Source organism: Salmonella sp. WC3, assembly GCF_042932255.1.
GTDB classification, from domain to species: domain Bacteria; phylum Pseudomonadota; class Gammaproteobacteria; order Enterobacterales; family Enterobacteriaceae; genus Salmonella; species Salmonella enterica.
Window position 1 is genome coordinate 1,873,795 of the sequence record NZ_CP170629.1, and the last position, 26,439, is coordinate 1,900,233.

Sequence of the window (26,439 nt, forward strand, 5' to 3'; positions counted from 1 at the left end):
TGATGTGCACTGTTTTACCTTAGCCAGTTCGTTTTCGCCAGTTCGATCACTTCATCGCCGCGGCCGCTAATAATGGCGCGTAGCATGTACAGGCTAAAGCCTTTCGCTTGTTCCAGTTTGATCTGCGGCGGGATCGCCAGCTCTTCTTTTGCCACGACCACGTCAACCAGTACCGGGCCGTCAATGGAAAACGCGCGCTGTAGCGCACCGTCCACGTCTGCGGCTTTTTCCACGCGAATACCGGTAATGCCGCAGGCTTCGGCGATACGCGCGAAATTGGTGTCGTGCAGTTCGGTACCGTCGGTAAGGTAGCCGCCGGCTTTCATTTCCATCGCCACAAAGCCCAGCACGCTGTTATTAAAGACGACGATTTTTATCGGCAGCTTCATCTGTACCACCGAGAGAAAATCGCCCATCAGCATACTGAAGCCGCCATCACCGCACATCGCGATAACCTGCCGACCCGGCGCGGTGGCCTGAGCGCCGAGCGCCTGTGGCATGGCGTTGGCCATTGACCCGTGGTTAAACGAGCCCAGCAGGCGGCGCTTGCCGTTCATTTTTAGATAGCGGGCCGCCCAGACGGTCGGCGTGCCGACATCGCAGGTAAAAATAGCGTCGTCAGCGGCGAAATGGCTAATTTGTTGCGCCAGATATTGTGGATGGATGGCTTTATCGCTGAGTTTGGCTAAGTCATCAAGTCCCTTACGGGCGTCCCGATAGTGCTCCAGAGCTTTATCGAGGAATTTACGATTGCTTTTTTCTTCCACCAGCGGCAGCAGGGCGCGAAGCGTGGCTTTAATATCGCCCACCAGCGCCATGTCGACTTTGCTGTGCGCGCCAATACTGCCCGGGTTGATGTCAATCTGAATGATTTTGGCATCGCTCGGATAAAAGGCGCGGTAGGGGAACTGGGTGCCGAGCAGGATCAGCGTATCGGCGTTCATCATGGTGTGGAAGCCAGAAGAGAAGCCAATCAGGCCGGTCATTCCCACATCATAAGGGTTATCGTACTCAACGTGCTCTTTGCCGCGCAGGGCATGAACGATTGGCGCTTTTAGCTTTGCCGCCAACGCGACCAACTCCTCATGCGCGCCCGCGCAGCCGCTACCGCACATCAATGCGATATTGCTGGAGTAGCGCAGCAGTTGCGCCAGTTTTTTCAGCTCTTCCTCCGCCGGCGTGACGACGGGGTGCGGGGCATGGTACCAATGGGTGACGGCGTTTTCAGGCGCGGGTTTCAGCGCCACGTCACCCGGAAGTACGACCACGGAGACGCCGCGATTTAGCACCGCTTTGCGCATGGCGATGGCGAGTACCTGCGGGATCTGCTCCGGGCTGGAAACCAACTCGCAATAGTGGCTGCATTCACGAAACAACTCCTGCGGGTGGGTCTCCTGGAAATAACCGCTGCCGATTTCACTGGACGGAATATGGGCGGCGATCGCCAGAACAGGGACGTGGTTACGGTGGCAATCAAACAGGCCATTGATCAGGTGCAGGTTGCCCGGTCCACATGAACCGGCGCACACTGCCAGCTCGCCGGTAAGCTGCGCTTGTGCGCCGGCGGCGAAAGCGGCGACCTCTTCGTGGCGGGTTGGCATCCATTCAATGGTTCCCATACGATTAAGACTATCGCTCAGGCCGTTCAGGGAGTCGCCAGTGACGCCCCAGATTTGTTTTACGCCAGCCTGTTCCAGCGTTTTGGCGATAAAAACAGCAACGGTTTGTTTCATGGTTCTCCATCTCCTTAAATGTGATAACGGTTACAAGTTTAGTTGAAGATGACGATGACGTTTTTCTTTGGCGAAGAGAGGGGCGAAAGGATGAAGCGAGCGGCAAATCGCCCGGTGGCGCTAACGCTTACCGGGCCTACGATGGAACGTTTACCGATTATGCGAGAACAAGATCGCCCTGCGGATGGCAGGAGCAGGCCAGTACGTAACCTTCGGCAATCTCCGCCTCGCTCAGCGTCATGGTGCTGCTCACCGTATAGTCGCCGGAAACGACTTTGGTTTTACAGCAGCCGCAAACACCTGCCCGACAGGCAGCGGCAACCGGTACTTTATTACTCTCCAGCGCCTCCAGCAGCGTCGTACCGATCGGGGCATAAAATTCCTGCGCTGGCTGTAGTTTGGTGAATTTCAGGCCGCTGGTTGCCGTTTCCGCCACCGGCGTGAAGAACTTCTCTTTAAAGAAGCGCGTTACGCCAAGCGCTTTCACTCCCTGTTCGACGAAATCCATATAGGGCGCCGGGCCGCAGGTCATGATGGTGCGCGATGCCAAATCCGGTACGCGCTGTAATAATTCCGTGGTCAGACGGCCCGCGACAAAACCTTCCGTGGCATGATTTTCCGCCACTAGCGTGACCGGATACTGTCGCCACTCGTCGGCAAAAATCACATCATCCGGCGAACGGACGTTAAAGATGACCTGCACATCGGCCTGTGGGCGGTATTTTGCCAGCCAGCGACGCATCGACATGATTGGCGTTACGCCACAACCGGCGGCGAGCAGCAGAAACTTATCTTCTGTTTTATCGTCACAGGTAAAATCGCCCATTGCATCAGACAGCCAGATGTAATCGCCGCGCTTGATGTCATGGGTCAACCACTGTGAACCCGTGCCATCTTCAATCCGACGAACGGTCAGCGTGATATATTCACTGACGCCCGGCGTAGACGAAAGGGTGTAGGCGCGCAGCGTTTCCGCTGAATTACGCACGCTCACCAGCGCATACTGCCCGGCGCGATAAGGGTAGTAGTCATGGCATAATAGCGCAATTGTCCATACATCCGGCGTCTCCTGACGGATGTGATGCACCTGCATTCGCCAGGGACATTGTGAGGTTGGCATCGTCATCATTGACCTCCTTACGCGCTCAGCAATTGCTTCATGTCTTCTTCAACGGTGGTCACGGAGCGCAGGCCGAACTTCTCGTTGAGGATAGCCAGCAGATCCGGCGTGAAGAAGCCCGGCGCGGTCGGCCCGGTGACAATATTTTTCACGCCTAATGACAGCAGCGTCAGCAGAATCACGATTGCTTTCTGCTCAAACCAGGAGAGCACCAGCGATAGCGGCAGATCGTTGACGCCGCAGCCCAGTTTTTCCGCCAGCGTCACCGCCAGGATAATCGCGGAGTAAGCATCATTACACTGACCGGCATCGACCAGACGCGGCAGCCCTTCGATGTCGCCGAACTCCAGTTTGTTGAAACGGTATTTACCGCACGCCAGGGTCAGGATCAGGCAGTCATCCGGTACGCTGGTGGCGAAATCGGTAAAGTAGTTACGCTCGCCGCGCGCGCCGTCACAGCCGCCGACCAGGAAGATGTGACGCAGTTTTTCACGACTGACCAGATCGATGAGTGTATCGGCAGCGCCGAGCAGGGTCTGACGGCCAAAACCGACGGTGATGAGATGCGGAATTTCGCTATACGGGAAGCCCGCCATCTGCTGCGCCTGGGCAATGACCGGCCCGAAGTCATCGCCTTCAAGATGGCTAACGCCCGGCCAGCCGACGATGCTACGGGTCCAGATACGGTCGTCATAGCTGCCCACGGTCGGGTCGATAATGCAGTTAGAGGTCATCACGATTGGGCCAGGGAAGCGGGCGAATTCGACCTGCTGATTCTGCCAGCCGCTGCCGTAGTTACCGACCAGATGCTTGAATTTACGCAGTTCCGGATAGCCGTGTGCGGGCAGCATTTCACCGTGAGTGTAGACGTTAACGCCGGTGCCTTCGGTCTGCTCCAGCAGGTTGTAGAGATCTTTCAGATCGTGACCGGAGATCAGAATGCACTTGCCTTCAGTCGCTTTGACGTTGACCTGAGTCGGCGTAGGGTGACCGTATTTGGTGGTTTCACCGGCGTCCAGAATGCTCATCACTTTGAAGTTCATCTGGCCGATTTCCATTGCGCACTCCAGCAGCGCGTTCATGTCAGCAGGCCAGGTGCCCAGCCAGGCCATGATTTTGTGGTACTGCGCGTAAATGTCGTTGTCGTATTGACCGAGAACGTGCGCGTGCTCCATATACGCCGCCGCGCCTTTCAGACCGTACAGGCACAGCAGACGCAGGCCGAGGATGTTCTCGCCAATGGCGGCTTTGTCTTTATTCGGGGTAAATTCCGCCGCCTGACGTTGCAGTTCGCCCAGATCGTCGCTAACCAGTTGCAGATCGGCCATCGGATTGTCGCAATGCGCATTGGCATCCACGCTCAGGCACTGCGCTTTCAACGCTTCACGCAAGGCAATCGCTTCACGGGCGTAGCCGACGATACGCGGAGAGTCGAAGTTAACGTTGGTCAGCGTGGAGAAAAACGCGCGCGGCGCAAAGTTATCAACGTCGTGATTAATGATGCCATATTCACGGGCCTTCACCGCCCAGGCAGACAAACCTTGCAAAGCCGCAATCAGCAGATCCTGCAGATCGGACGTTTCAGCCGTTTTACCGCACATTCCCTGCGCGTAGGAGCAGCCGTTTCCGGCTGGTGTACGGATGGTTTGTTCACATTGCACACAAAACATGGTCACACCTTTTAAAGTTATATTTAATATACATGTTTAAGATTATGCCTGTGAACAAAGGGATAAAAGGGATTTCTGCCATAATGTGCAAGGAGATTGATTTAGCGCAATTTTGGCGGCAGATGCCTACCGCCAAAGAGGTATCAGGCCGAGAAGAACGCCATTAAGAGGGGTACCAGCAGGCTGAGGATAAAGCCATGTACGATAGCCGCCGGAACAATCTCTACGCCGCCGGAGCGCTGTAATACCGGCAACGTAAAGTCCATTGAGGTCGCTCCGCACAGGCCCAACGCCGTTGAGCGGCTGCGGCGAACCAGGCCGGGAATAAGCATAATGGCTAAGAGCTCGCGGGCCAGATCGTTAAAAAATGCCGCGCTGCCGATAACCGGTCCAAACGACTCCGTCAGCAAAATACCGGAAAGAGAGTACCAGCCGAAACCTGACGCCATCGCCAGGGCGGTTTTTAGCGGTAAGTCCAGGATAAACGCATTAATCACGCCGCCCAGTAATGAGCTTGCCACGACAACGACCGCGACCATCATTCCCCGGCGGTTAAGCACAATTTGCTTTAAGGTCATGCCGCTATTTCGTAGCTGAATCCCCACCAGGAACAATAAAAAGATCAGCGTATATTCACTGGCTTCGGTGGCGTGCTGTAAAACAGAGAGTCCGCTCAGGCCGATGACAAACCCCAATACCACTACGCCGCACAGTTGCAGCGACTCCAGCGCCATGGCAATACGTGAAGGCAGTTTTTCCTGCTGATGATGGTGACGCCACGGGAGGATACGTTCCAGCCACAATAAGGCGGCGATATTACACAATAAAATAATCGTAATACTGACGGCGGAATAATGAAAAATCGCCACCAGATTACTGGCGAGGTTATCCAAAAACGCCAGGCTTATTCCCATAAAAAAGAGAATAAGGTACACGATCCAGCTCAGTAGCCGGTTAATAAGTTGTAATGCGGCTTTATGTCGCAGTGGAATGAGATAGCCCACAATCAGTGGAACCAGAATGATTAAAAGTCCTGAAAACATGAACAGCCGGGCCCTTTTTTATTGTTTGAATAGCGTACATGACACTACCGAATTCCAGACTATCAGTAAAGCGACACCGTCAGCCGTACATTTATCAGACATTTGCCCCAGGCAAAGGGGGGGAATATCACGCCAGGCGGACGCATTTGCCGTTATACTGCGGTGAATTTTATGGAGTGATGACGTTTTTCTGGAGGAAGCATGATTCTCGAACGCGTTGAAATAGTAGGATTTCGCGGTATCAACCGACTGTCGTTGATGCTGGAGCAAAACAACGTGCTGATTGGGGAAAACGCCTGGGGCAAATCCAGCCTGCTGGATGCGCTGACTCTGTTATTGTCGCCGGAACTCGATCTCTACCATTTTGTCCGTGAGGATTTCTGGTTTCCGCCTGGCGACATAAAAGGACGCGAGCATCACCTGCATATTATTCTGACTTTTCGCGAAACGCAGCCAGGGCGGCATCGGGTACGTCGTTATAGAGCGCTGGAAGCATGCTGGTCGCCTTGCGAGGATGATTTTCACCGCATTTTTTATCGGCTAGAGGGCGAATGCGGCGCCGATGGCAGCGTGATGACGTTGCGCAGTTTTCTCAATAGCGATGGGCAGCCATTGCCGGTGGAAAATATTAACGATCAGGTGCGCCACCTGGTTCGTCTGATGCCAGTGCTACGTTTGCGCGATGCGCGCTTTATGCGACGTATTCGCAACGGTACGGTGCCCAATGTGCCGGATGTTGAAGTCACGGCCCGGCAACTGGATTTTCTGGCGCGTGAGCTGGCGACCCGGCCGCAAAATTTAACCGACGGGCAGATTCGCCAGGGACTGTCCGCGATGGTGCAACTGCTTGAACACTATTTCTCAGAGCAGGGCGCAGGACAGGCGCGTCACCGACTCATGCGCCGACGTTCGCAAAATGAGCAGCGTAGCTGGCGCTATCTGGATATTATTAATCGGATGATCGACAAACCGGGCAGCCGGTCGCATCGGGTGATCCTGCTGGGGCTTTTCTCCACGCTGTTACAGGCGAAAGGGACGCTGCGGTTACATAAAGACGCACGACCATTACTGCTGGTGGAAGATCCGGAAACCCGTTTACATCCCATTATGCTTTCAGTCGCCTGGCAATTGCTCAATCTGTTACCGCTACAGCGGATAGCGACAACCAACTCAGGCGAACTGCTTTCGCTAACGCCGGTGGAACATGTCGTACGGCTGGTGCGCGAATCTTCCCGCGTCGCCGCCTGGCGTCTGGGCCCGGGCGGGTTAAGCGCGGAAGATGGACGGCGTATCGCCTTTCATATCCGCTTTAATCGCGCGTCGTCGCTGTTTGCGCGTTGCTGGCTACTGGTGGAAGGCGAGACGGAAACCTGGGTTATTAATGAGCTGGCGCGTCAGTGTGGACATCATTTTGATGCGGAGGGCATTAAAGTCATTGAGTTTGCTCAGTCTGGCCTGAAACCGCTGGTGAAGTTCGCCCGCCGTATGGGAATCGAGTGGCATGTCCTGGTGGATGGCGACGAAGCGGGGAAAAAATATGCCGCGACGGTCCGCAGCCTGCTTAATAACGATCGGGAAGAAGAACGCGAACATCTCACGGCGCTGCCTGCGCTGGATATGGAACATTTTATGTATCGTCAGGGCTTTGCCGATGTTTTTCACCGGGTTGCGCAGCTTCCGCCTAATGTGCCGATGAATACCCGGAAAATTATCACTAAAGCTATCCACCGCTCGTCAAAGCCGGATTTGGCGATTGAAGTCGCGATGGAAGCTGGGCGGCGCGGAATTGACGCCGTGCCGCCGCTGTTCAGAAAGATGTTCTCGCGCGTGGTTTGGCTGGCGCGGGGCCGGGCGGATTAGCGTTTGAATGTGGCCGGAACCTGTTCGACGACGCTATCGAGTAATGCATAGCGGCGGCGATACTCGGCCCGTTTTTTACTGGCGATCTCCGCTTCGCTTTTTCGGGCGATCGCCAGCGGCAGCGTATAGTAATTCCCTTTAATTCTTTCACCGCCTAACGATTCCCAAAACGCGTCATAGTCGGCATGCATTTGCGTCTTTTTATCCATGTATCGCCAGCTACGATAAACGTGCGCATCGTTACTCACGGCTATAATCTTTTCTGCCTGAAAGACTTGCGCAAACTGACAGAGAGCCTCCATCACGATGCGTTTGGGAAAAAGACCATGGCAGGCTTTGGTCGCCTGCTGGATAATTTCGTGAGGGACGTCGTTTGCCGCGCCCTGTAATCCGCCGATAAATAGTGTGCGTTGTTGGTTAAAGCGACACAGGGTAAATGTGATCTCTGCCAGAATACGTAACTGTGCGTCGCGAACAACAATAGTGCTTTCACCTTCTTTATCCAGTGAGACCAGACTGACTAAATCAAGTTGAAACAACTCGCCGGTTTTAGTTTCAAATTTAGCAAGATTCAGGCCATACTGACTTAAATAGCTAACTTGTTGTTCCCGCGATAAAAGTTGGCGCATCTGTTGATAATGAAAACACAGCGCATCTAAGGCGAAATCGCGTTTAATATTTACAGCCATATAAGGACGATGTAGCCGAATAGGCAAACGCGGCTGACGAGCAAGTAACGTATTTAACTCCGGCCATTGGGTGAGATTGGTCAGTAATTGGCTGGTTGCACGCGGCATGACTAATGAGCGGATTAAAAACTTGCGACGAAAGCTGGCTTTACGCCAGAATTTTCCTGGCTGTAATTGCCCGCGCGTCAGACGAATAAATAATTGTAAAGGAGAGATGTAATCTGAAGTGTACCAGGTATTATCTGTAAGCTGTGTCATGATCGTAATCCGCGACATAAGATTGTCGAGATTGAACCACAGGAAACATTAACCAATCGTCAATACAGCCGGCGCTATCTTTATTGCGTCAGGTTTGTTTATATACGGTTTACTTTCTGGTTAAAATTTTGCCGTCAGGGTTTCTATGCGTGCTAAGGGAAAGAAATTTAAAAAGCGTTATCTGGTCATTATTTTAATTCTTTTAGTGGGGGGGATGGTTAGCTGGCGAATGATAAATGCGCCGCTGCCAACTTATCAGACATTAATCGTGCGGCCAGGCGATCTTGAACAGAGTGTACTGGCGACTGGAAAACTGGACGCGTTGCGTAAAGTGGATGTCGGCGCGCAGGTGAGCGGCCAGTTGAAAACGCTGCTGGTCTCCATTGGCGATAACGTTAAAAAAGATCAGCTACTCGGCGTGATTGACCCAGATCAGGCGGAGAACCAGATAAAAGAGGTCGAGGCCACCCTGATGGAGCTGAACGCGGAGCGTCAGCAGGCAGCTGCTGAGTTAAAGCTGGCGCGGGTTACGCTGGCGCGCCAGCAGCAGTTAGCTAAGACTCAGGCGGTATCGCAACAGGATCTGGATACTGCGGCGACGGAGTTGGCGGTTAAACAGGCGCGTATTGGCACCATAGATGCCCAGATCAAACGTAATCGGGCCTCGTTGGACACCGCGAAAACCAACCTGGAATATACCCGTATTGTTGCCCCCATGGCGGGGGAAGTGACGCAAATCACTACCCTGCAAGGACAAACGGTGATTGCAGCTCAGCAGGCGCCCAATATTCTGACGCTGGCGGATATGAGCACCATGCTGGTAAAAGCGCAGGTCTCGGAAGCGGACGTGATCCATCTTCGGGCGGGGCAGAAAGCATGGTTCACCATTGCAGGCGATCCGCAAACGCGCTATGAAGGCGTTTTAAAAGATATTCTGCCGACGCCGGAAAAGATCAACGACGCTATTTTTTATTACGCCCGGTTTGAAGTGCCGAATCCCAAAAGAATCTTGCGTCTTGATATGACCGCACAGGTTTATATTCAACTCATGGATGTCAAAAATGTGCTGATTATTCCTCTCGCCGCGCTTGGCGAACCGGTGGGCGGCAATCGTTATAAAGTGGCGCTGTTGCGTAACGGCGAAAAACGTGAGCGCGAAGTGGTCATTGGCGAGCGTAACGATACAGACGTGGAAGTGGTTAAAGGTCTGGAAGCGGGCGATGAGGTGATCATCGGCGAGAGCAGGCCAGGAGCGACGCCATGACGGCATTGCTTGAACTGCGCAATGTGAGTCGCAGCTACCCCTCCGGAGAAGAGCAGGTGGCGGTGTTGAAAGATATCTCTCTGCAAATCCACGCCGGGGAGATGGTGGCGATCGTCGGCGTTTCCGGTTCTGGAAAATCAACGCTGATGAATATCCTCGGGTGCCTGGATAAACCGACCAGCGGCACTTATCGGGTGGCGGGGCGGGACGTCTCGACGCTGGACCCGGACGCGCTGGCGCAGCTGCGGCGTGAGCATTTTGGCTTTATCTTTCAGCGCTACCATCTGTTGTCGCATTTAACGGCAGCGCAAAATGTTGAAATCCCCGCCGTCTACGCCGGCATTGAACGCAAAAAACGCCAGGCGCGCGCCAGAGAGTTGCTTTTGCGGCTGGGATTAAGCGATCGCGTCGATTACCCGCCTTCACAGCTTTCTGGCGGACAGCAGCAGCGTGTCAGTATTGCCCGCGCGCTGATGAACGGCGGACAGGTGATTCTGGCGGATGAGCCGACCGGCGCGCTGGATAGCCATTCCGGCGAAGAGGTGATGGCGATTTTGCGCCAACTGCGCGATCGCGGACATACGGTGATCATTGTGACGCACGATCCGCTGATTGCCGCCCAGGCGGAGCGGATTATTGAAATTCACGATGGCAAGATTGTCCATAATCCGCCCGCGCAGGAAAAGAAACGCGAACAGGGCGTTGACGCTGCCGTAGTTAATACGGCTCCCGGCTGGCGGCAATTTGCCAGCAGCTTTCGCGAAGCGCTGTCAATGGCGTGGTTAGCGATGGCCGCTAACAAAATGCGTACTTTACTGACCATGCTGGGAATTATTATCGGTATTGCGTCGGTGGTGTCGATTGTGGTGGTCGGCGACGCCGCAAAACAGATGGTACTGGCGGATATCCGCGCTATGGGCACTAATACGATTGATATTCATCCAGGCAAAGATTTCGGCGACGACAACCCGCAGTATCGACAGGCGCTGAAATATGACGATCTGGTCGCTATTCAGAAACAGCCGTGGGTTAACTCTGCGACGCTCAGCGTTTCAAAGAGCTTACGTCTTCGCTATGGCAATATTGATATTGCCGTAAATGCTAATGGCGTCAGTGGCGATTATTTTAACGTTTACGGCATGTCCTTTAGGGAGGGGAACACCTTCAATGCTGTACAGCAACAGGATCGCGCGCAGGTGGTGGTGCTGGATGCCAACACGCGACGCCAGCTATTTCCAAATAAAGCGAATGTCGTAGGGGAAGTGGTGCTGGTGGGTAATATGCCGGTTATTGTTATTGGCGTGGCGGAAGAGAAACCGTCCATGTACGGCAATAGCAATCTGTTGCAAATTTGGTTGCCCTATAGCACGATGTCAGATCGCATAATGGGTCAGTCATGGCTTAACTCGATCACCGTTCGTGTGAAAGATGGCGTTGATAGCGATCAGGCTGAACAGCAGCTTACTCGCCTGCTCACCTTACGCCACGGTAAAAAAGACTTCTTCACCTGGAATATGGACAGCGTCCTGAAAACGGCTGAAAAAACCACCTATACTCTTCAGTTATTTCTGACGCTGGTGGCTGTCATTTCGCTGGTTGTCGGCGGCATCGGCGTTATGAATATTATGCTGGTTTCCGTCACCGAGCGAACGCGTGAAATCGGCATCCGTATGGCGGTAGGCGCGCGCGCCAGCGATGTGCTACAGCAGTTTCTTATTGAAGCGGTGCTGGTTTGCCTGGTTGGTGGAGCGCTGGGGATTAGCTTGTCGATGTTCATCGCATTTATGCTACAGCTTTTCCTGCCCGGCTGGGAGATCGGTTTTTCACTGACTGCGCTGGCGAGCGCGTTTTTATGTTCGACGTTTACCGGGATACTGTTTGGCTGGCTACCGGCGAGAAACGCGGCGCGACTGGACCCGGTGGATGCGCTGGCAAGGGAGTAATCTTGCTGACGTCATTTGTCGGCCTGATAAGATGCAACGGTGTTGCTATCAGGAACTGGCGTTAAATAAAAATGCCAGCCGATCGGGCTGGCATTTTGCCTCCTGGATGTACACAATGAGACAGAGGAGCTATGCAACGGCCTCTGCTTCGATGGGCACGATGACGCTGGCGTGATTGCCTTTTGGCCCCTGGTGGACATCAAACCGGACAGACTGTCCGGCTTTAAGCGTTCTGTAACCATCCATTTGAATGGTGGAATAATGGGCGAAAATATCCTCGCCGCCGCCTTCAGGGCAGATGAAACCAAACCCTTTGGCATTGTTGAACCACTTTACAGTACCCGTTTCCATGTTTCGACATCCTTCGTAAATCTTATATAAGTAAGATGGAATGAACCGGTGACGGAGTGGGGGCTGTTCAAAACCTCACCAACTCTCGACATTACAATTTAGAGAAATCAGGCGAGGCGTCAAGCATCAGGCAGGGGGGATCGGGTAAAAATGAATCAAAAATTTGAAGCAGTTAACGCTATTGCCGGGAATGTGACAGATGTCGCGGATGGTACTGATAGATGTTAGTTATCTATCAATTGAGGTAGATTGATTGTGTGCATAGACTCTGGTCAGCGGCAGATTTTCCTGCCGACAACCGTAACCGATAATGACGACTGACAATGGGTAAGACGAACGATTGGCTGGATTTTGACCAGTTGGTGGAAGATAGCGTGCGCGACGCGCTAAAACCGCCATCTATGTATAAAGTGATATTAGTCAATGATGACTACACTCCGATGGAGTTTGTTATTGACGTGTTACAAAAATTCTTTTCTTATGATGTAGAACGTGCAACGCAATTGATGCTTGCAGTTCACTATCAAGGCAAAGCCATCTGCGGCGTGTTCACCGCCGAGGTGGCGGAAACCAAAGTGGCGATGGTGAACAAGTATGCAAGGGAGAACGAGCATCCGTTGCTGTGTACGCTGGAAAAAGCCTGAAGGCAGGTATAAAAATTGGGGGAGGTGCCTATGCTCAATCAAGAACTGGAACTCAGTTTAAACATGGCTTTCGCCAGAGCGCGCGGGCACCGTCATGAGTTTATGACCGTCGAGCATCTGTTGCTGGCGCTGCTCAGCAACCCATCGGCTCGCGAAGCGCTGGAAGCATGCTCCGTGGATCTGGTGGCGCTCCGTCAGGAACTCGAAGCCTTCATTGAACAAACCACACCCGTACTGCCTGCCAGTGAAGAAGAGCGTGATACGCAGCCGACGTTAAGTTTCCAGCGTGTCCTGCAACGTGCCGTCTTCCACGTTCAGTCTTCCGGGCGTAGTGAAGTGACTGGCGCGAATGTGCTGGTGGCTATCTTTAGCGAACAGGAATCACAGGCGGCTTATCTGCTGCGTAAGCATGAAGTGAGCCGTCTGGATATCGTGAACTTTATTTCTCACGGGACGCGAAAAGACGAACCGAGCCAATCTTCCGATCTCGGCAATCAGCCAACTGGCGACGAACAAGCTGGCGGGGAGGAACGTATGGAAAACTTCACGACGAATCTTAACCAACTTGCTCGCGTGGGCGGCATCGATCCGCTGATTGGTCGTGAAAAAGAACTGGAACGCGCGATCCAGGTCTTGTGTCGTCGCCGTAAAAATAACCCGTTGCTGGTAGGGGAATCCGGTGTTGGCAAAACGGCGATTGCCGAAGGGCTGGCCTGGCGTATCGTGCAGGGCGATGTGCCGGAAGTGATGGCCGATTGCACCATTTACTCTCTGGATATCGGTTCGCTGCTGGCGGGCACCAAATACCGTGGCGATTTTGAAAAACGGTTTAAGGCGTTGCTGAAACAGCTTGAGCAGGATACCAACAGCATCCTGTTTATCGATGAAATCCATACCATTATCGGCGCTGGCGCGGCGTCGGGCGGACAGGTGGATGCGGCAAATCTGATTAAACCGCTGCTTTCCAGCGGCAAGATCCGGGTGTTCGGCTCAACGACCTATCAGGAATTCAGCAATATTTTTGAGAAAGACCGCGCATTAGCGCGCCGTTTCCAGAAAATTGATATTACCGAGCCTTCGGTGGAAGAGACGGTGCAAATTATCAACGGCTTGAAACCTAAGTACGAAGCGCACCACGACGTGCGTTATACCGCGAAAGCGGTGCGTGCGGCGGTCGAGCTGGCGGTAAAATATATCAATGACCGCCATCTGCCGGATAAAGCCATTGACGTGATTGACGAAGCGGGCGCTCGGGCGCGTCTGATGCCGGTGAGCAAACGTAAGAAAACGGTCAACGTGGCGGATATTGAGTCCGTAGTGGCGCGAATTGCGCGAATTCCTGAAAAGAGCGTCTCGCAGAGCGATCGCGATACGCTGAAGAACCTGGGCGATCGTCTGAAAATGCTGGTCTTCGGCCAGGATAACGCGATTGAGGCGCTGACCGAAGCTATTAAGATGAGTCGTGCGGGTCTGGGCCATGAGCATAAACCTGTCGGCTCATTCTTGTTCGCCGGGCCAACTGGCGTAGGGAAAACTGAAGTTACGGTACAGCTTTCAAAAGCGCTGGGTATTGAGCTGTTGCGCTTCGATATGTCCGAATATATGGAGCGCCATACGGTGAGCCGTTTGATCGGCGCGCCTCCGGGATACGTCGGTTTCGACCAGGGCGGGCTGCTGACGGATGCGGTGATTAAGCATCCTCATGCGGTGCTGTTGCTGGATGAGATCGAAAAAGCGCACCCGGATGTCTTTAACCTGCTGCTGCAGGTGATGGATAACGGTACGCTGACCGATAACAATGGCCGTAAGGCGGATTTCCGCAACGTGGTGCTGGTGATGACCACCAACGCCGGCGTGCGAGAAACCGAACGTAAATCTATTGGTCTTATTCATCAGGACAACAGTACCGATGCGATGGGCGAGATCAAGAAAGTGTTTACGCCGGAGTTCCGTAACCGTCTCGACAACATTATTTGGTTCGATCATCTGTCTGGCGAGGTGATTCATCAGGTTGTCGATAAGTTTATCGTCGAGTTGCAGGCTCAGTTGGATCAGAAAGGCGTCTCTCTGGAAGTCAGTCAGGAAGCGCGCGACTGGCTGGCGGAAAAGGGCTATGACCGGGCGATGGGCGCACGACCAATGGCACGTGTGATTCAGGATAACCTGAAAAAACCGCTGGCCAATGAGTTGCTGTTTGGATCGCTGGTTGATGGCGGACAGGTCACCGTCGCGCTGGATAAAGAGAAAAATGCGTTGACGTATGGCTTCCAGAGTGCGCAAAAGCACAAGCCGGAAGCCGCGCATTAATCTTCGTTTCACTGCCGTACAAACCGGGCCTTAGCGCTCGGTTTTTTTATGCCGGCTAATAGTTAGCCTGATGGCGTTGTGCTCGCGGTAGGCGGATAAGGCGCTTGTAAATTGCGCCATCATCCGGTAATCGACGGGTCAAATGCGAAAAAAAGCCCGCCCCGCTGTGTGAAAAGGGATGCTGAAGCCGCTGTTACCAATGCCAAAAAACTAATCCTCTTCTCTGAAAAGAGTAGTCTTACACTTAGCACAAAGAATTCTTCTATGATTATCCCATACCTGTATCAAACCAACATCGCTGAATTTCTCGTGACCACAACTGTAGCAGGATATTTTGCTCATATTTTGTTTTTTAATATATTCATCTTTGGTGGGAAGTTGCTTCCAGTAGCCTATCAGTCCGGGCATAACCTCTCCTTGAGTGGGTTATGTAATTTGCAAATTATGATAATAATTATATAATAAATAGTTCAGTATGAAATTATCACTTATCACATTTTCGAAAGCGAATGCTATTAGCATCACACTTTCTACGTTGTTATCAACGATAATGCTTTCGTACAGGTAGCTTAGCTGTTGGCAGTGCTATACCCCGTCCAATCATCCATCAACGCCACCCGTTTAGGCCATAACGTCCCACGCTGATACGCTGCTTCAGCCTTATCTGCCAACTGGTGCGCCAACGCATGTTCAATAACCTCACGTTGATAATCCGTTGCTTCACCAGTCCACTCACGGAAAGTAGAACGGAAGCCATGTTGCGTTAAGTTGGTATATTCCATTCGTTTCAATACAGCCAATAACGACATATCAGAAAGTGTTTCAGCGCGAGGGGCAGGGAATACATGATTGTTATTTTTCAAACGCGGTAAGCCTTCTAATAAAGCAACGGCAGAATCAGACAGAGGAACTCGGTGCTTTTTTACTACCGAGAGATACTTATGCAAACTTTTCTAAAGCGTTTCAGACAGGGGAGTAGGGCTGTTTTTACACAATCTATAGCAACTTCCCCATAGCAACAAAAGGTCCAAAAACAAACCTTTTATCAGGGAAATCACAGCAAAAACAAGAAGTTTAGATACAAAAGCCCGTAGTTTCGTATGAGCTCTTTCTTGAAGATGGCGGTGAGGGGGGATTGACTCGCTTTGCTCGCCCCTTCGGGGCAGCCCGTTCGCTGTGCGCCCGGTCTGTCCAACTGGCTGCGCCGCTACTCAGCCCATCCCTGGGCCTCGCCCCTTCGGGGCCAGAGCAAGCTCTGTTCAAAAACGCTCCCGGCGTTTTTGTGTCGAACCCCGGTCGGTGGTTCTCATCCCCCCTTGGTTTGGGGGATACATATAAGCAAAAAGCCCGTACTTCTGTACAGGCTCTCAACTTGAATATGGCGGTGAGGGGGGGATTGACTCGCTTTGCTCGCCCCTTCGGGGCAGCCCGTTCGCTGCGCGCCCGGTCTGTCCAACTGGCTGCGCCGCTACTCAGCCCATCCCTGGGCCTCGCCCCTTCGGGGCCAGAGCAAGCTCTGTTCAAAAACGCTCCCGGCGTTTTTGTGTCGAACCCCGGTCGGTGGTTCTCATCCCCCCTTGGTTTGGGGGATACATATAAGCAAAAAGCCCGTACTTCTGTACAGGCTCTCAACTTGAATATGGCGGTGAGGGGGGGATTCGAACCCCCGATACGTTGCCGTATACACACTTTCCAGGCGTGCTCCTTCAGCCACTCGGACACCTCACCATATTGTATTGCTGCCTGACCACTTGGGGGGCAACGGGGCGCTACTATAGGGAGTTGCGCTAAAACGGTCAAGCAGAATTTACATATTCACTGTCGTTTGCTCATGCAATAGACATAATCCCCGCCCAAACTGGCGCGGGGAGGCAAATTAACGCTGTGAATCCAACATTTCGTTGTTTTTCACCACATCCTGCGCTTTGCTGTAGCTTTCGATCAGCAGTTGATAGGCCGGGAATACCTGAGTATAAACGTCGGCCCACGCGGCGGCGTCTTCACGGTTCCAGGTGCCTTGCAGCTCAGAGGCGACTGCGGCAGTATCCATCGGTACGACGCCAGCCTGTACGATACGCGCCAGGGTGATCTCCTGCGCCATCTTACTGTAGGTGCCGGATGCGTCGATCACGGCAAATACCTTATAACCTTCCGCTACCGCGCTAATGGCCGGGAATGCCATACACACGCTGGTAATCGTCCCGGCAATGATCAGCGTCTTACGACCCGTCGCTTTTACCGCCTTAACGAAATCTTCGTTATCCCAGGCGTTAATTTCACCTTTGCGCGCAATGTACTGCGCATGTGGCGCATTAGCGTGGATCTCCGGGATCAGCGGGCCGTTCGGACCTTGCGGTACGGATGCCGTGGTAATGACCGGCATTTTCGCTAACGTCGCCATCTTCGCCAACGCCGCGGCGCGAGCGCGTAATTCCGGCATTGGCATATCGCCTACGGTCTGGAAAAGACCGCTTTGATGATCGATTAAAAGCATCACGGAATCGTTAACATCAATTACCGGGAGCAAACCATTAAAATTAGCAGGACTTGACATCGTGTTCTCCTTCATGTTTTCAGATTTGGCCAAAACGGCCGGAGTTGAAATCGCGGACTGCTTCTGCGATCTCTTGTTTCGTGTTCATAACAAATGGGCCGTAACCCACAATCGGTTCATTCAACGGCTCGCCTGATAACAGCAATACGCTGGCGTCGCTGATGGCCTCAAGGTGCAGCGTTTTCCCTTGCTGGCTCAACACCACCAGTTGCGCTTCGTTGACCGGCGTCGTGCCGTTCACCGTGATATTGCCTTTCAGTACCACCAGCGCGGTGCTCCATCCTTCCGGCTGTGCCAATGTAAGCTGGCGATTGCGTTGCAGGCGCATATCCCAGACATTGAGCGGCGAGAAAGTGTGCGCCGGGCCTTTTGTCTCTTCATAACGCCCTGCGATGACCCGCACGACTCCGGCGTCATCCGGCAACGTAACGGTCGGGATAACATCGTGGGTAATGCTTTGATAACCCGGGGTGGTCATTTTGTCCTTCATTGGAAGGTTAACCCACAACTGCACCATTTCCAGTTCGCCGCCCCGACGGGTAAACGCGTCGGAATGGAACTCTTCATGCAAAATGCCTGCGCCTGCGGTCATCCATTGAACGTCGCCCGGGCCGATAACGCCGCCGTGACCGGTAGAGTCCCGATGCTCGACTTCGCCACCATAAACAATCGTCACGGTCTCGAAACCGCGGTGTGGATGCTCCCCAACGCCGCGTTTTTCATTACCCGGCGTAAATGTGTGCAGCCCGGCATAATCCAGCAGCAGGAATGGACTCAACTGCTGCGCATGTGACTGATAAGAAAAGAGTGAACGAACCGGAAATCCATCGCCAACCCAGTGCGGGCGAGGTGCGGTATAGACGCCTGTAATCTGTTTCATGGTGTTCTCCTCAGTGGCGTTGTCTTGATGTGAATAAGCTTATATTCATGACAAAAGGTTCGGTAGTGGCTAAAATGGCTCATACCGTTCCATTAATAGGACAATGTAATGATAAAAACGGATCTCAATGATTTTGCGTGGTTTGTGCATGTGGTCGAAGAGGGTGGGTTTGCCGCGGCGGGGCGTGCGCTTGATGAACCAAAATCAAAACTGAGCCGGCGTATTGCGCAACTGGAGGAACGGCTGGGCGTGCGATTGATTCAGCGAACTACCCGGCAGTTTAACGTTACCGAAGTGGGACAAACATTCTATGAGCACTGTAAAGCGATGCTGGTGGAAGCTCAGGCGGCGCAGGATGCCATTGCCGCATTGCAGGTAGAGCCTCGCGGTATTGTGAAGCTGACCTGCCCGGTGACGCTGCTGCATGTACACATCGGCCCAATGCTGGCGAAATTTATGGCGCGTTATCCTGATGTTTCGCTACAGCTTGAAGCGACCAATCGTCGGGTGGACGTCGTAGGGGAGGGGGTGGATGTGGCGATTCGCGTCAGGCCGCGCCCGTTTGAAGATAGCGACCTGGTGATGCGCGTCCTGGCTGACAGAGGGCATCGCCTGTTTGCCAGCCCGGATCTTATCGCACGGATGGGAATCCCTTCCGCGCCGGCGGAGTTGAGCCATTGGCCAGGGCTAAGTCTTGCATCCGGCAAGCATATCCACCGCTGGGAACTTTACGGCCCGCAGTGCGCGCGTGCGGAAGTCCATTTTACCCCGCGTATGATTACTACAGACATGTTGGCGCTACGCGAGGCGGCGATGGCGGGCGTGGGGCTTGTGCAGCTACCTGTCTTAATGGTGAAAGAACAACTGGCCGCCGGTGAACTGGTCGCGGTGCTGGAAGAGTGGGAGCCCCGGCGGGAGGTTATTCATGCTGTGTTCCCGTCCCGGCGAGGATTATTACCTTCCGTACGTGCGTTGGTCGATTTTTTGACGGAAGAGTATGCGCGAATGGTGGAAGAGTAACCTGCTCGTCATTCATCGACTTAATGGACGCAAAAAAGGCCGGTTAAACCGACCTTTTATCCAGCCGCCCTTCAGGGCGTGAGGAGACAATTAGCGACTACGGAAGACAATGCGGCCTTTGCTCAGGTCGTACGGGGTCAGCTCAACGGTCACTTTGTCGCCCGTCAGGATGCGGATGTAGTTCTTACGCATTTTACCGGAGATGTGTGCAGTAACCACGTGACCGTTTTCTAACTCTACGCGGAACATGGTATTAGGTAACGTTTCGAGAACGGTACCTTGCATTTCAATATTGTCTTCTTTGGCCATCTAATCCTCTGGGGTATCACTACCATAATTTGAACCGGCAAGATAATGCCGAACTTCTTTTGATAAGTAAAGATTTGTGCGTTTAAAACACAGCAAACCAGGTTTAGCACATGATTCCGCGACACACGACAACGCCGCGTTATACACCTTTTCCCTGATACTACCGCCTGATGTATCGACATAAGCGCAACATATAAGGGAACGGTGAAATAAACGATGGGCGTTACCTGACAACGGGCTGCGGGATAATGAGCTAAACCAATTCTGCGGCAGCAATTATAACACCCCAATAAAAAATGTGCCGAAAACATTCACTTCCGGGGCAAAAATAATGTCCGCGGCACCCAAAAACGGGAGGCCAGCGGCTGTTGGCGTAAGGCCGCGAGGTGATCGAGGTAGTCACGACGTGGAATTTCAATGGCGCCGAGCGAGGCGGTATGACTATTAAGTACCTGACAATCAATAAGTTTACCGCCGTGACGGGTAAATTCAGAGCAAAAAAACCAGCAGTGCGGTTTTAGAGGCATTCTCCTGGCGGCTAAACATCGATTCGCCGCAAAACAGCGCCCCCTGCGAGACGCCATACATCCCGCCGACCAGTTCCCGATCGCGCCACACTTCAATGGAGTGCGCGTGGCCCAATTCATGTAATCGGCGATAGGCTTCCTCAATACCACGCGTTATCCAGGTGCCTTCGTCACGGTGATTGGCGCATCCATCAATGACCCGGTCGAAAGCGTAATTGAGCGTCACGCGGTAAGGGGATGCGTTGTGAAAGCGCTTCATGCTGCGACTGAGGTGAAACTTTTCAGGCCACAGCACGGCGCGCGGATCGGGCGACCACCACAGAATCGGGTCGCCCGGCGAAAACCACGGGAAAATCCCGTGCTGGTAGGCCATTAACAACCGGGCAGGGCTGAGATCGCCGCCCAGCGCCAGTAAACCGTTAGGCTCGCGTAAAGCGCCTTCCGGCGAAGGGAAAGCGATAGAATGTCGGGAAAGCTGAACCAGACGCATGACGGCGAAACTCCAGTACGCAAGTCGGATCGTTCAATAATAGCTTACAGACGTTGTTTAAACTGATAATAGCGCCCTTGTCCGGCTAACAATTCTGCATGAGTGCCTCGCTCAATGATGCGCCCGTCGTCCATTACGATGATTTGATCAAAACGGGCCAAGCCGCGCAAACGGTGAGTCACCATCAGGACGGTTTTCTCGCGCATCACATCGGCAAGTAATTCCAGCATTTCGCTCTCGGTGGTCGCATCCAGCCCCTCAGTGGGCTCATCCAACAGCATTAACGGAGCATCATGCAACAGCGCGCGGGCGATGGCCAGACGACGAAGTTCGCCGCCGGATAGCAGGCGACCGCCTTCGCCGAGCCAGCTATTAAGCCCACTATCTTCGAGCAGATTTTCGAGGCCGACGCGACGCAGCATGTCGGAAAGGGCTTCGTCGCTGGCATTGGGCGCCGCCAGTAATAAATTATCACGCAGCGTGGCGCTGAACAGGTGGACACGCTGGGGCATCACGCTGATAGTCCGGCGTAAGGCGGACTCGCTCAGCGAGGATAGCGGAAGATCGTTGAGCAGAATTTCGCCTTGTTGCGGGTCCCAGGCGCGGGTGAGTAGCTGCAACAGCGTTGATTTTCCGCAGCCGGTACGCCCCAGAATAGCGACATGCTCGCCAGGATTAGCCTGTAATGAGAGGGCATTGAGCGCATTAATCGGCTGGTCGGGATAACGAAACGAAACGTCCCGCAGGGTGAGTGTGACCTTTTCCGGCGCGGGAGTTTCTGCCTGTGGAAAGGTCACCTCCGGTTTTTGCTCCGTTAATTCAGTGATACGAAGCGCAGAGGCGATAACCTGCCCCAGATGCTGGAATGCGCCGGTAACGGGCGCAAGCGCCTCGAAAGCCGCCAGCGCGCAGAAGACAAACAGCGCGATGAGCGCGCCGGGCTGCGTATTGCCGCCAACGCCGCCGGAGGCCATCCACAACATTAACATCACCGCCAGCGCGCCAATCAGCAGCATTAACGCCTGCGATAAGGCGGTCAGTTCAGACTGTCGGCGTTGGGCCTCATGCCATTGTAATTCGGTGGCTTCCATTTGCGCCCGATAGCGTTTGCTGGCGCCAAAAATGGTGAGTTCCGCCTGGCCCTGTAACCATGACGTGAGCTGCTGGCGATACTGACCGCGTAGATGCGTCATATTTTGGCCGGTATTTTTGCCGGCGCGATAAAACACCGGCGGCATAATAAACAGCGTCAACAGCATAATGCCGCCCAGCGTGATCGCCAGCGTCACGTCGAGAACGCTAAGCCCCAGGGTGACAATCATAATCACTACAAAAGCGCCGACCAGCGGGGAGATGACGCGCAAATAGAGATGATCCAGCGTGTCAACGTCGGCAACGATGCGGTTCAGCAGTTCACCTTGCTGATATCGCGCCAGACCCGCGGGGGAGAGCGGTAAAAGTTTGCTAAAGGTATAAATACGCAGATGTTGCAGCACGCGGAACGTGGCGTCATGACTTACCAGACGTTCAAAATAACGACCAGCGGTACGGGTAATGGCCGCGCCGCGCACGCCGGCTGCCGGGAGCATATAGTTAAAACTGTAAATTCCCGCGAAGCCTGCGATAGCGGACGCGGACAGGAACCAGCCGGAAAGCGTCAGCAGCCCGATACTGGCAAGCAGGGTCAGGATTGCCAGCGCAATTCCCAGCGTTAGCATCCATTTATGGCGTTTATAAAGCGTCAGATAAGGGAGTAGCGCGCGCATTTAAATATCCTCCTGACGATGAGCCAATAACGTCGCAAAAGCGCCGTTGGCGGCGCTGAGTTCGGCATAACTGCCTTGTTCGACAATCGCGCCATCTTGCATAACCCAGATAGCGTCCCAGTCGGCGAGATCTTCCAACTGATGCGTCACCATTAATGTGGTCTGGCGTTTTGACGCCGCTTTTAACGCCTGCATGACGCGTTGCTCGCTGTGAGCGTCCAGGCTTGCCGCCGGTTCATCCAGCAGTAGCAGTTGACAGGGATTAAGTAGCGCACGGGCGACCGCTACACGCTGTGCCTGGCCGACGGAAAGTTTGCTGGCATGATTGCCGAGCGGGGTGTCTACTCCCTGCGGCAGCAGCGGTAAAAACTCGCTTACCCATGCGGCGTCAAGCGCGGCATAAAGTTCCTGCTCGCTGGCGTCCGGGCGCGCCAGTAATACATTTTCGCGTAGCGTCGCTGCAGGTAATTGCGGGTTTTGCCCAACCCAGGAGAGATGCTGGCGCCAGGATTCCGGCGAGAGATCGCGAAGCTCGACACCGTTAATACGCAAAGATCCCTGATAGGAGAGAAAACCGGATAATACATTCAACAGAGAGCTTTTACCGGAACCGCTGCGTCCTACCAGGACGGCGCGTTCTCCTGCCGCTAATGAGAAATTCAGCGGCCCGGCAAGCGTTTTGCCTTCTGGCGAGGTGATAATAAGATTGACTGCGTCAATGGTTACAGGTTCGTTTTCCGCCAGCTCAACTTCGCCGCGCGCCGGGTGGGCGAGGGGTGTTTCCAGAAACGTCTTCAGACTATCTGCCGCGCCAACCGCCTGCGCCTTAGCATGATAAAACGTGCCGAGGTCGCGTAATGGCTGGAAAAACTCCGGCGCGAGGATCAAGGCGAGGAACCCGGCGGCGAGCGTCACGCCGGTACCGTAATGACCAAAGTTCAGCTCGCCCAGGTAAGAGAAGCCAAAATAAACGGCGACCAGCGCAATAGAAAGCGAGGTGAAAAATTCCAGCACGCCGGAAGATAAAAAGGCGAGGCGCAGTACTTCCATCGTGCGCTGACGAAAATCCTGCGATGCTGCGCGAATGCTCTCGGTTTCCGCTTCTCCACGACCGAAAATTCGTAGCGTTTCCATCCCGCGCAGACGGTCAAGAAAATGGCCGCTTAGCCGGGCAAGCGCCAGGAAATTGCGGCGGTTGGCGTCAGCCGCGCCCATCCCCACCATCGCCATAAATAGGGGAATGAGCGGGGCGGTGCCCAGCAGAATCAGCGCTGCCGCCCAGTTTGACGGGAAAATCGCCGCCACGATTAAGAGCGGTACGCAAACGGCAAGCGCCATTTGCGGCAGATAGCGCGCATAATAGTCATGCATATCGTCAATCTGCTCCAACACCAGCGTCGCCCAGCTACCGGCGGGCTTGCCCTGAATCCAGGCTGGGCCGGCTTGCTGCAGACGATCCAACACCTGACGGCGGATCTCAAAGCGAATATGTTGTCCGGCATGAAAACCGACGCGCTCGCGCAACCACACCACCCAGGCGCGGAGGACAAAGACCAGTATCAGCAGGATAAAAGGGAGCAACAGCGCTTCCCGTGGAATGTTCTCCATGATCATATGTTGCAGGATACGCGCCATGATCCAGGCCTGAGCGACAATTAATACGCCACTCATGAACCCCAACAGGCGGGAAATATTCAACCACCGTTGGGAGATTACGCTTTGCTGTTTTAACCAGCGGGTCAGCTCTTTTTGACGGGTTTTATTCATTGCACGCTTAGCAGGTGAGTTATTGGAATTTCAGGCAGGGCAATGTTACAACGACGCAAAAATAAAGGCGACTTATAGTCGCCTTTTTTACTTTTGTTACTGATTTGTAAAAACTATTTACTCGCGTCGGCCAGACCATCGAGATAGCGTTCAGCATCCAGCGCCGCCATACAGCCCGTACCTGCAGAGGTGATCGCCTGACGGTAAATATGATCCATAACGTCACCCGCCGCGAATACGCCAGAGATGCTGGTTTGTGTGGCGTTGCCATGGGTGCCGGACTGAACTTTGATATAACCATTTTCCAGCTCAAGCTGGCCTTCGAAGAGCGCCGTGTTTGGGCTATGACCGATGGCTACGAAAAGTCCGGCGATGTCCAGCGTCTCGATATTATCGCTCTGCTGCGTGTCGCGAAGACGCAGACCAGTAACGCCCATCTGATCGCCGGTCACTTCTTCCAGCGTCCGGTTGGTGTGCAGAATGATATTGCCATTTTCGACTTTATCCATCAGGCGCTTAATGAGGATTTTTTCAGCGCGGAAACCGTCACGGCGATGGATAAGGTGCACTTCCGAAGCGATGTTGGACAGATAAAGCGCTTCTTCAACTGCGGTGTTGCCGCCGCCGATCACCGCCACTTTCTGGTTGCGGTAGAAGAAACCGTCGCAGGTTGCGCAGGCGGAAACGCCGCGCCCTTTAAAAGCTTCTTCCGATGGCAGCCCCAGATAGCGCGCGGAAGCGCCGGTCGCAATGATCAACGCATCACAAGTGTACTCTGCGCTGTCACCTGTCAGACGGAACGGACGATTTTGCAGATCCACTTTGTTGATGTGATCAAAAATTATCTCGGTTTCAAATTTTGCCGCATGTTCATGCATGCGTTCCATCAGCAGCGGGCCGGTCAAATCGTTTGGATCGCCGGGCCAGTTTTCCACTTCCGTCGTGGTAGTCAGTTGACCGCCTTTTTCCATACCGGTAATTAGTACCGGCTGTAAATTTGCGCGCGCGGCATACACCGCCGCGGTATATCCCGCCGGTCCTGAGCCCAGAATAAGCAGCTTACTGTGTTTGGTCGTGCCCATGAGATCCCCATAGTTGTTGGCAGACAATGAGCAGAATTGTAGGGAATTTACAGACGTAAAAAAAGAGCATAACGATTTTGTTAACAATATGTGTAATAGCATGAACCGATGAACGACCGCGACAGCGACGTTATCATCACAAACTTTAATTAAAATCGGTAACTTATAAGGTGACGAAATGACAGTTTACCGCCCTCTCTAATGAATAACTGGCATGTTGTACTAAAAATCGATGTTTTGCTTTGACAATCACCTGCTGTTTTGCGAAAACATTCGAGGAAGAAAAAAACTGTGTTATGTATGTGCTGCATAATCATGCATGTAAATACCATGTTTACCGGGCTAGTGAAATCTACGCATGGCGTGGACAGACGCCATTCGTGATGTCGATAGCTGCCGCGAGGCAACGGTCTTCTCACCATAGACCAGGCATTGCGCGCCGTTAATCCCTCTGGGTTTCGGTCTATTGTGATGGGCAGCGACTCTGAACAGTGATGTGAGTAGAGTCAGGCAGGAGTAGGGAAGGAATACAGAGAGACAATAATAATGGTAGATAGCAAGAAGCGCCCTGGCAAAGATCTCGACCGTATCGATCGTAACATTCTTAATGAACTGCAAAAGGATGGGCGTATTTCCAACGTCGAGCTTTCTAAACGAGTAGGACTTTCGCCGACACCTTGCCTTGAGCGTGTGCGTCGGCTGGAGCGACAGGGGTTTATCCAGGGCTATACGGCGCTGTTGAACCCGCATTATCTGGATGCGTCACTTCTGGTATTCGTTGAGATTACCTTAAATCGCGGCGCGCCGGATGTGTTTGAACAGTTTAATGCCGCCGTGCAAAAGCTTGAAGAGATTCAGGAGTGTCATTTGGTTTCCGGCGATTTCGACTACCTGTTGAAAACCCGTGTACCGGATATGTCAGCGTATCGAAAACTATTGGGAGAGACGTTGCTGCGCTTGCCAGGTGTGAACGACACCCGAACTTATGTAGTGATGGAAGAGGTAAAACAGAGTAATCGTCTGGTTATTAAGACACGCTAACACGGAACAGGTGCAAAATCGCTGTAGTTTGATTACACTCCTGTTAATCCATACAGCAACAGTGCCGGGGCAACCCGGTGCTGTTGTCCGTTTTAGCATCGGGCGGGAAAAGCCTGGAACC

At 53.4% G+C, this 26,439-nt stretch carries 22 protein-coding genes, 1 tRNA gene and 2 pseudogenes; 8 read left to right on the forward strand and 17 right to left on the reverse strand.

Going from position 1 to position 26,439, the window contains the following annotated elements; genetic code table 11:
• Window positions 1-14: 14 nt before the first annotated feature.
• From poxB to ACFK9X_RS08890, 4 genes are all read right to left on the reverse strand, one after another.
• The gene (poxB, locus tag ACFK9X_RS08875; protein WP_151116194.1) at window positions 15-1,733 is read right to left on the reverse strand and encodes a ubiquinone-dependent pyruvate dehydrogenase; all 1,719 of its coding nucleotides are present in this window, start codon (window positions 1,731-1,733) and stop codon (window positions 15-17) included.
• A 157-nt stretch (window positions 1,734-1,890) separates the two neighbouring features.
• Entirely contained in the window at window positions 1,891-2,859 is a 969-nt protein-coding gene (gene hcr / locus ACFK9X_RS08880; RefSeq protein ID WP_000178698.1) for an NADH oxidoreductase, read from the reverse strand.
• Between the two features lie 11 nt (window positions 2,860-2,870).
• Window positions 2,871-4,523, reverse strand: a complete 1,653-nt coding sequence (gene hcp / locus ACFK9X_RS08885; protein WP_000458785.1) for a hydroxylamine reductase — start codon at window positions 4,521-4,523, stop codon at window positions 2,871-2,873.
• 143 nt (window positions 4,524-4,666) lie between these two features.
• Entirely contained in the window at window positions 4,667-5,566 is a 900-nt protein-coding gene (locus ACFK9X_RS08890) for a lysine exporter LysO family protein (protein WP_000491118.1), read from the reverse strand.
• 201 nt (window positions 5,567-5,767) lie between these two features.
• On the opposite strand from ACFK9X_RS08890, the gene ACFK9X_RS08895 reads away from it, so the two are divergent.
• Window positions 5,768-7,426 (forward strand): ATP-dependent endonuclease, encoded by a 1,659-nt coding sequence (locus tag ACFK9X_RS08895; protein WP_000599770.1) that lies wholly within the window; start codon window positions 5,768-5,770, stop codon window positions 7,424-7,426.
• Here the strand turns inward: ACFK9X_RS08895 and ACFK9X_RS08900 are convergent.
• Window positions 7,423-8,373, reverse strand: a complete 951-nt coding sequence (locus ACFK9X_RS08900) for a VirK/YbjX family protein (protein WP_001519667.1) — start codon at window positions 8,371-8,373, stop codon at window positions 7,423-7,425. The two genes, ACFK9X_RS08895 and ACFK9X_RS08900, sit on opposite strands and share 4 nt — an antisense overlap.
• Before the next feature lie 145 nt (window positions 8,374-8,518).
• Here ACFK9X_RS08900 and macA point away from each other — a divergent pair, with 145 nt between their 5' ends.
• A complete protein-coding gene (gene macA / locus ACFK9X_RS08905) occupies window positions 8,519-9,637 on the forward strand; it encodes a macrolide transporter subunit MacA (RefSeq protein WP_001201759.1) in 1,119 nt (372 codons plus the stop codon).
• Complete coding sequence (gene macB, locus ACFK9X_RS08910; protein ID WP_151116196.1) at window positions 9,634-11,580, forward strand: macrolide ABC transporter ATP-binding protein/permease MacB; 1,947 nt, start codon at window positions 9,634-9,636, stop codon at window positions 11,578-11,580. Before macA ends, macB begins: the two co-directional genes overlap by 4 nt.
• A 129-nt stretch (window positions 11,581-11,709) precedes the next feature.
• Here macB and cspD read toward each other — a convergent pair whose 3' ends face one another.
• Window positions 11,710-11,931, reverse strand: a complete 222-nt coding sequence (cspD, locus tag ACFK9X_RS08915; protein WP_000447499.1) for a cold shock-like protein CspD — start codon at window positions 11,929-11,931, stop codon at window positions 11,710-11,712.
• A 150-nt stretch (window positions 11,932-12,081) separates the two neighbouring features.
• Between cspD and ACFK9X_RS08920 the strand changes: the two genes are divergently transcribed.
• The 3 genes from ACFK9X_RS08920 to clpA all read left to right on the forward strand — a co-directional run bounded on the left by ACFK9X_RS08920 (window position 12,082) and on the right by clpA (window position 14,882).
• Window positions 12,082-12,159 carry a hypothetical protein gene (locus ACFK9X_RS08920; protein ID WP_212742690.1) on the forward strand — a complete coding sequence of 26 codons (78 nt, stop codon included), beginning with the start codon at window positions 12,082-12,084 and terminating at the stop codon, window positions 12,157-12,159.
• A 95-nt stretch (window positions 12,160-12,254) separates the two neighbouring features.
• Window positions 12,255-12,575: an ATP-dependent Clp protease adapter ClpS gene (gene clpS / locus ACFK9X_RS08925; RefSeq protein ID WP_000520789.1), complete on the forward strand. Its 321-nt coding sequence runs from the start codon at window positions 12,255-12,257 to the stop codon at window positions 12,573-12,575.
• Between the two features lie 30 nt (window positions 12,576-12,605).
• Window positions 12,606-14,882, forward strand: coding sequence for an ATP-dependent Clp protease ATP-binding subunit ClpA (gene clpA / locus ACFK9X_RS08930; RefSeq protein ID WP_151116198.1), 2,277 nt, complete (start codon window positions 12,606-12,608; stop codon window positions 14,880-14,882).
• A 210-nt stretch (window positions 14,883-15,092) separates the two neighbouring features.
• Here clpA and ACFK9X_RS08935 read toward each other — a convergent pair whose 3' ends face one another.
• The 5 genes and pseudogenes from ACFK9X_RS08935 to ACFK9X_RS08955 all read right to left on the reverse strand — a co-directional run bounded on the left by ACFK9X_RS08935 (window position 15,093) and on the right by ACFK9X_RS08955 (window position 18,316).
• A complete protein-coding gene (locus ACFK9X_RS08935) occupies window positions 15,093-15,290 on the reverse strand; it encodes a hypothetical protein (protein WP_151116200.1) in 198 nt (65 codons plus the stop codon).
• Window positions 15,291-15,451: 161 nt separating this feature from the next.
• A pseudogene (locus ACFK9X_RS08940) lies at window positions 15,452-15,805 on the reverse strand (tyrosine-type recombinase/integrase); the annotation flags it as partial.
• A 717-nt stretch (window positions 15,806-16,522) separates the two neighbouring features.
• A tRNA-Ser gene (locus tag ACFK9X_RS08945) sits at window positions 16,523-16,610 on the reverse strand.
• Window positions 16,611-16,758: 148 nt separating this feature from the next.
• On the reverse strand, window positions 16,759-17,436 hold the full coding sequence (locus ACFK9X_RS08950) for a hydrolase (RefSeq protein ID WP_151116205.1): 678 nt from the start codon (window positions 17,434-17,436) through the stop codon (window positions 16,759-16,761).
• A gap of 19 nt (window positions 17,437-17,455) precedes the next feature.
• The gene (locus ACFK9X_RS08955; RefSeq protein WP_151116207.1) at window positions 17,456-18,316 is read right to left on the reverse strand and encodes a pirin family protein; all 861 of its coding nucleotides are present in this window, start codon (window positions 18,314-18,316) and stop codon (window positions 17,456-17,458) included.
• Window positions 18,317-18,424: 108 nt separating this feature from the next.
• Between ACFK9X_RS08955 and ACFK9X_RS08960 the strand changes: the two genes are divergently transcribed.
• Window positions 18,425-19,336 carry a LysR family transcriptional regulator gene (locus ACFK9X_RS08960; protein WP_151116209.1) on the forward strand — a complete coding sequence of 304 codons (912 nt, stop codon included), beginning with the start codon at window positions 18,425-18,427 and terminating at the stop codon, window positions 19,334-19,336.
• Between the two features lie 90 nt (window positions 19,337-19,426).
• Here the strand turns inward: ACFK9X_RS08960 and infA are convergent, their stop codons facing one another.
• The 6 genes and pseudogenes from infA to trxB form a co-directional block, all read right to left on the reverse strand.
• Window positions 19,427-19,645, reverse strand: coding sequence for a translation initiation factor IF-1 (infA, locus tag ACFK9X_RS08965; protein ID WP_001040187.1), 219 nt, complete (start codon window positions 19,643-19,645; stop codon window positions 19,427-19,429).
• The gene (locus tag ACFK9X_RS08970) at window positions 19,573-19,956 is read right to left on the reverse strand and encodes a membrane protein (RefSeq protein ID WP_001539595.1); all 384 of its coding nucleotides are present in this window, start codon (window positions 19,954-19,956) and stop codon (window positions 19,573-19,575) included. The genes infA and ACFK9X_RS08970 overlap by 73 nt, the downstream gene beginning before the upstream one ends.
• Window positions 19,957-20,662: pseudogene (gene aat / locus ACFK9X_RS08975) on the reverse strand (leucyl/phenylalanyl-tRNA--protein transferase).
• A 44-nt stretch (window positions 20,663-20,706) separates the two neighbouring features.
• Window positions 20,707-22,428, reverse strand: a complete 1,722-nt coding sequence (gene cydC, locus ACFK9X_RS08980) for a cysteine/glutathione ABC transporter ATP-binding protein/permease CydC (RefSeq protein ID WP_151116211.1) — start codon at window positions 22,426-22,428, stop codon at window positions 20,707-20,709.
• Window positions 22,429-24,195 carry a cysteine/glutathione ABC transporter permease/ATP-binding protein CydD gene (cydD, locus tag ACFK9X_RS08985; RefSeq protein WP_151116212.1) on the reverse strand — a complete coding sequence of 589 codons (1,767 nt, stop codon included), beginning with the start codon at window positions 24,193-24,195 and terminating at the stop codon, window positions 22,429-22,431.
• A 113-nt stretch (window positions 24,196-24,308) separates the two neighbouring features.
• Window positions 24,309-25,277 carry a thioredoxin-disulfide reductase gene (gene trxB / locus ACFK9X_RS08990; protein WP_115286149.1) on the reverse strand — a complete coding sequence of 323 codons (969 nt, stop codon included), beginning with the start codon at window positions 25,275-25,277 and terminating at the stop codon, window positions 24,309-24,311.
• A 546-nt stretch (window positions 25,278-25,823) separates the two neighbouring features.
• Here trxB and lrp point away from each other — a divergent pair.
• Window positions 25,824-26,318 carry a leucine-responsive transcriptional regulator Lrp gene (gene lrp / locus ACFK9X_RS08995; protein WP_000228469.1) on the forward strand — a complete coding sequence of 165 codons (495 nt, stop codon included), beginning with the start codon at window positions 25,824-25,826 and terminating at the stop codon, window positions 26,316-26,318.
• Window positions 26,319-26,439 lie beyond the last annotated feature (121 nt).

Excerpts from the sequence above, each read along its gene's own strand:
- hcr (WP_000178698.1), bottom strand. The coding sequence starts at position 2,859 with ATGACGATGCCAACCTCACAATGTCCCTGGCGAATGCAGGTGCATCAC.
- lrp (WP_000228469.1), top strand. The coding sequence starts at position 25,824 with ATGGTAGATAGCAAGAAGCGCCCTGGCAAAGATCTCGACCGTATCGAT.
- ACFK9X_RS08920 (WP_212742690.1), top strand. The coding sequence starts at position 12,082 with ATGAATCAAAAATTTGAAGCAGTTAACGCTATTGCCGGGAATGTGACA.
- poxB (WP_151116194.1), bottom strand. The coding sequence starts at position 1,733 with ATGAAACAAACCGTTGCTGTTTTTATCGCCAAAACGCTGGAACAGGCT.
- ACFK9X_RS08970 (WP_001539595.1), bottom strand. The coding sequence starts at position 19,956 with ATGTTTTCGGCACATTTTTTATTGGGGTGTTATAATTGCTGCCGCAGA.
- hcp (WP_000458785.1), bottom strand. The coding sequence starts at position 4,523 with ATGTTTTGTGTGCAATGTGAACAAACCATCCGTACACCAGCCGGAAAC.
- cydD (WP_151116212.1), bottom strand. The coding sequence starts at position 24,195 with ATGAATAAAACCCGTCAAAAAGAGCTGACCCGCTGGTTAAAACAGCAA.
- ACFK9X_RS08890 (WP_000491118.1), bottom strand. The coding sequence starts at position 5,566 with ATGTTTTCAGGACTTTTAATCATTCTGGTTCCACTGATTGTGGGCTAT.
- ACFK9X_RS08955 (WP_151116207.1), bottom strand. The coding sequence starts at position 18,316 with ATGAAACAGATTACAGGCGTCTATACCGCACCTCGCCCGCACTGGGTT.
- trxB (WP_115286149.1), bottom strand. The coding sequence starts at position 25,277 with ATGGGCACGACCAAACACAGTAAGCTGCTTATTCTGGGCTCAGGACCG.
- macB (WP_151116196.1), top strand. The coding sequence starts at position 9,634 with ATGACGGCATTGCTTGAACTGCGCAATGTGAGTCGCAGCTACCCCTCC.
- ACFK9X_RS08935 (WP_151116200.1), bottom strand. The coding sequence starts at position 15,290 with ATGCCCGGACTGATAGGCTACTGGAAGCAACTTCCCACCAAAGATGAA.
- ACFK9X_RS08960 (WP_151116209.1), top strand. The coding sequence starts at position 18,425 with ATGATAAAAACGGATCTCAATGATTTTGCGTGGTTTGTGCATGTGGTC.
- macA (WP_001201759.1), top strand. The coding sequence starts at position 8,519 with ATGCGTGCTAAGGGAAAGAAATTTAAAAAGCGTTATCTGGTCATTATT.
- clpA (WP_151116198.1), top strand. The coding sequence starts at position 12,606 with ATGCTCAATCAAGAACTGGAACTCAGTTTAAACATGGCTTTCGCCAGA.
- cspD (WP_000447499.1), bottom strand. The coding sequence starts at position 11,931 with ATGGAAACGGGTACTGTAAAGTGGTTCAACAATGCCAAAGGGTTTGGT.
- ACFK9X_RS08900 (WP_001519667.1), bottom strand. The coding sequence starts at position 8,373 with ATGACACAGCTTACAGATAATACCTGGTACACTTCAGATTACATCTCT.
- ACFK9X_RS08950 (WP_151116205.1), bottom strand. The coding sequence starts at position 17,436 with ATGTCAAGTCCTGCTAATTTTAATGGTTTGCTCCCGGTAATTGATGTT.
- ACFK9X_RS08895 (WP_000599770.1), top strand. The coding sequence starts at position 5,768 with ATGATTCTCGAACGCGTTGAAATAGTAGGATTTCGCGGTATCAACCGA.
- clpS (WP_000520789.1), top strand. The coding sequence starts at position 12,255 with ATGGGTAAGACGAACGATTGGCTGGATTTTGACCAGTTGGTGGAAGAT.
- cydC (WP_151116211.1), bottom strand. The coding sequence starts at position 22,428 with ATGCGCGCGCTACTCCCTTATCTGACGCTTTATAAACGCCATAAATGG.
- infA (WP_001040187.1), bottom strand. The coding sequence starts at position 19,645 with ATGGCCAAAGAAGACAATATTGAAATGCAAGGTACCGTTCTCGAAACG.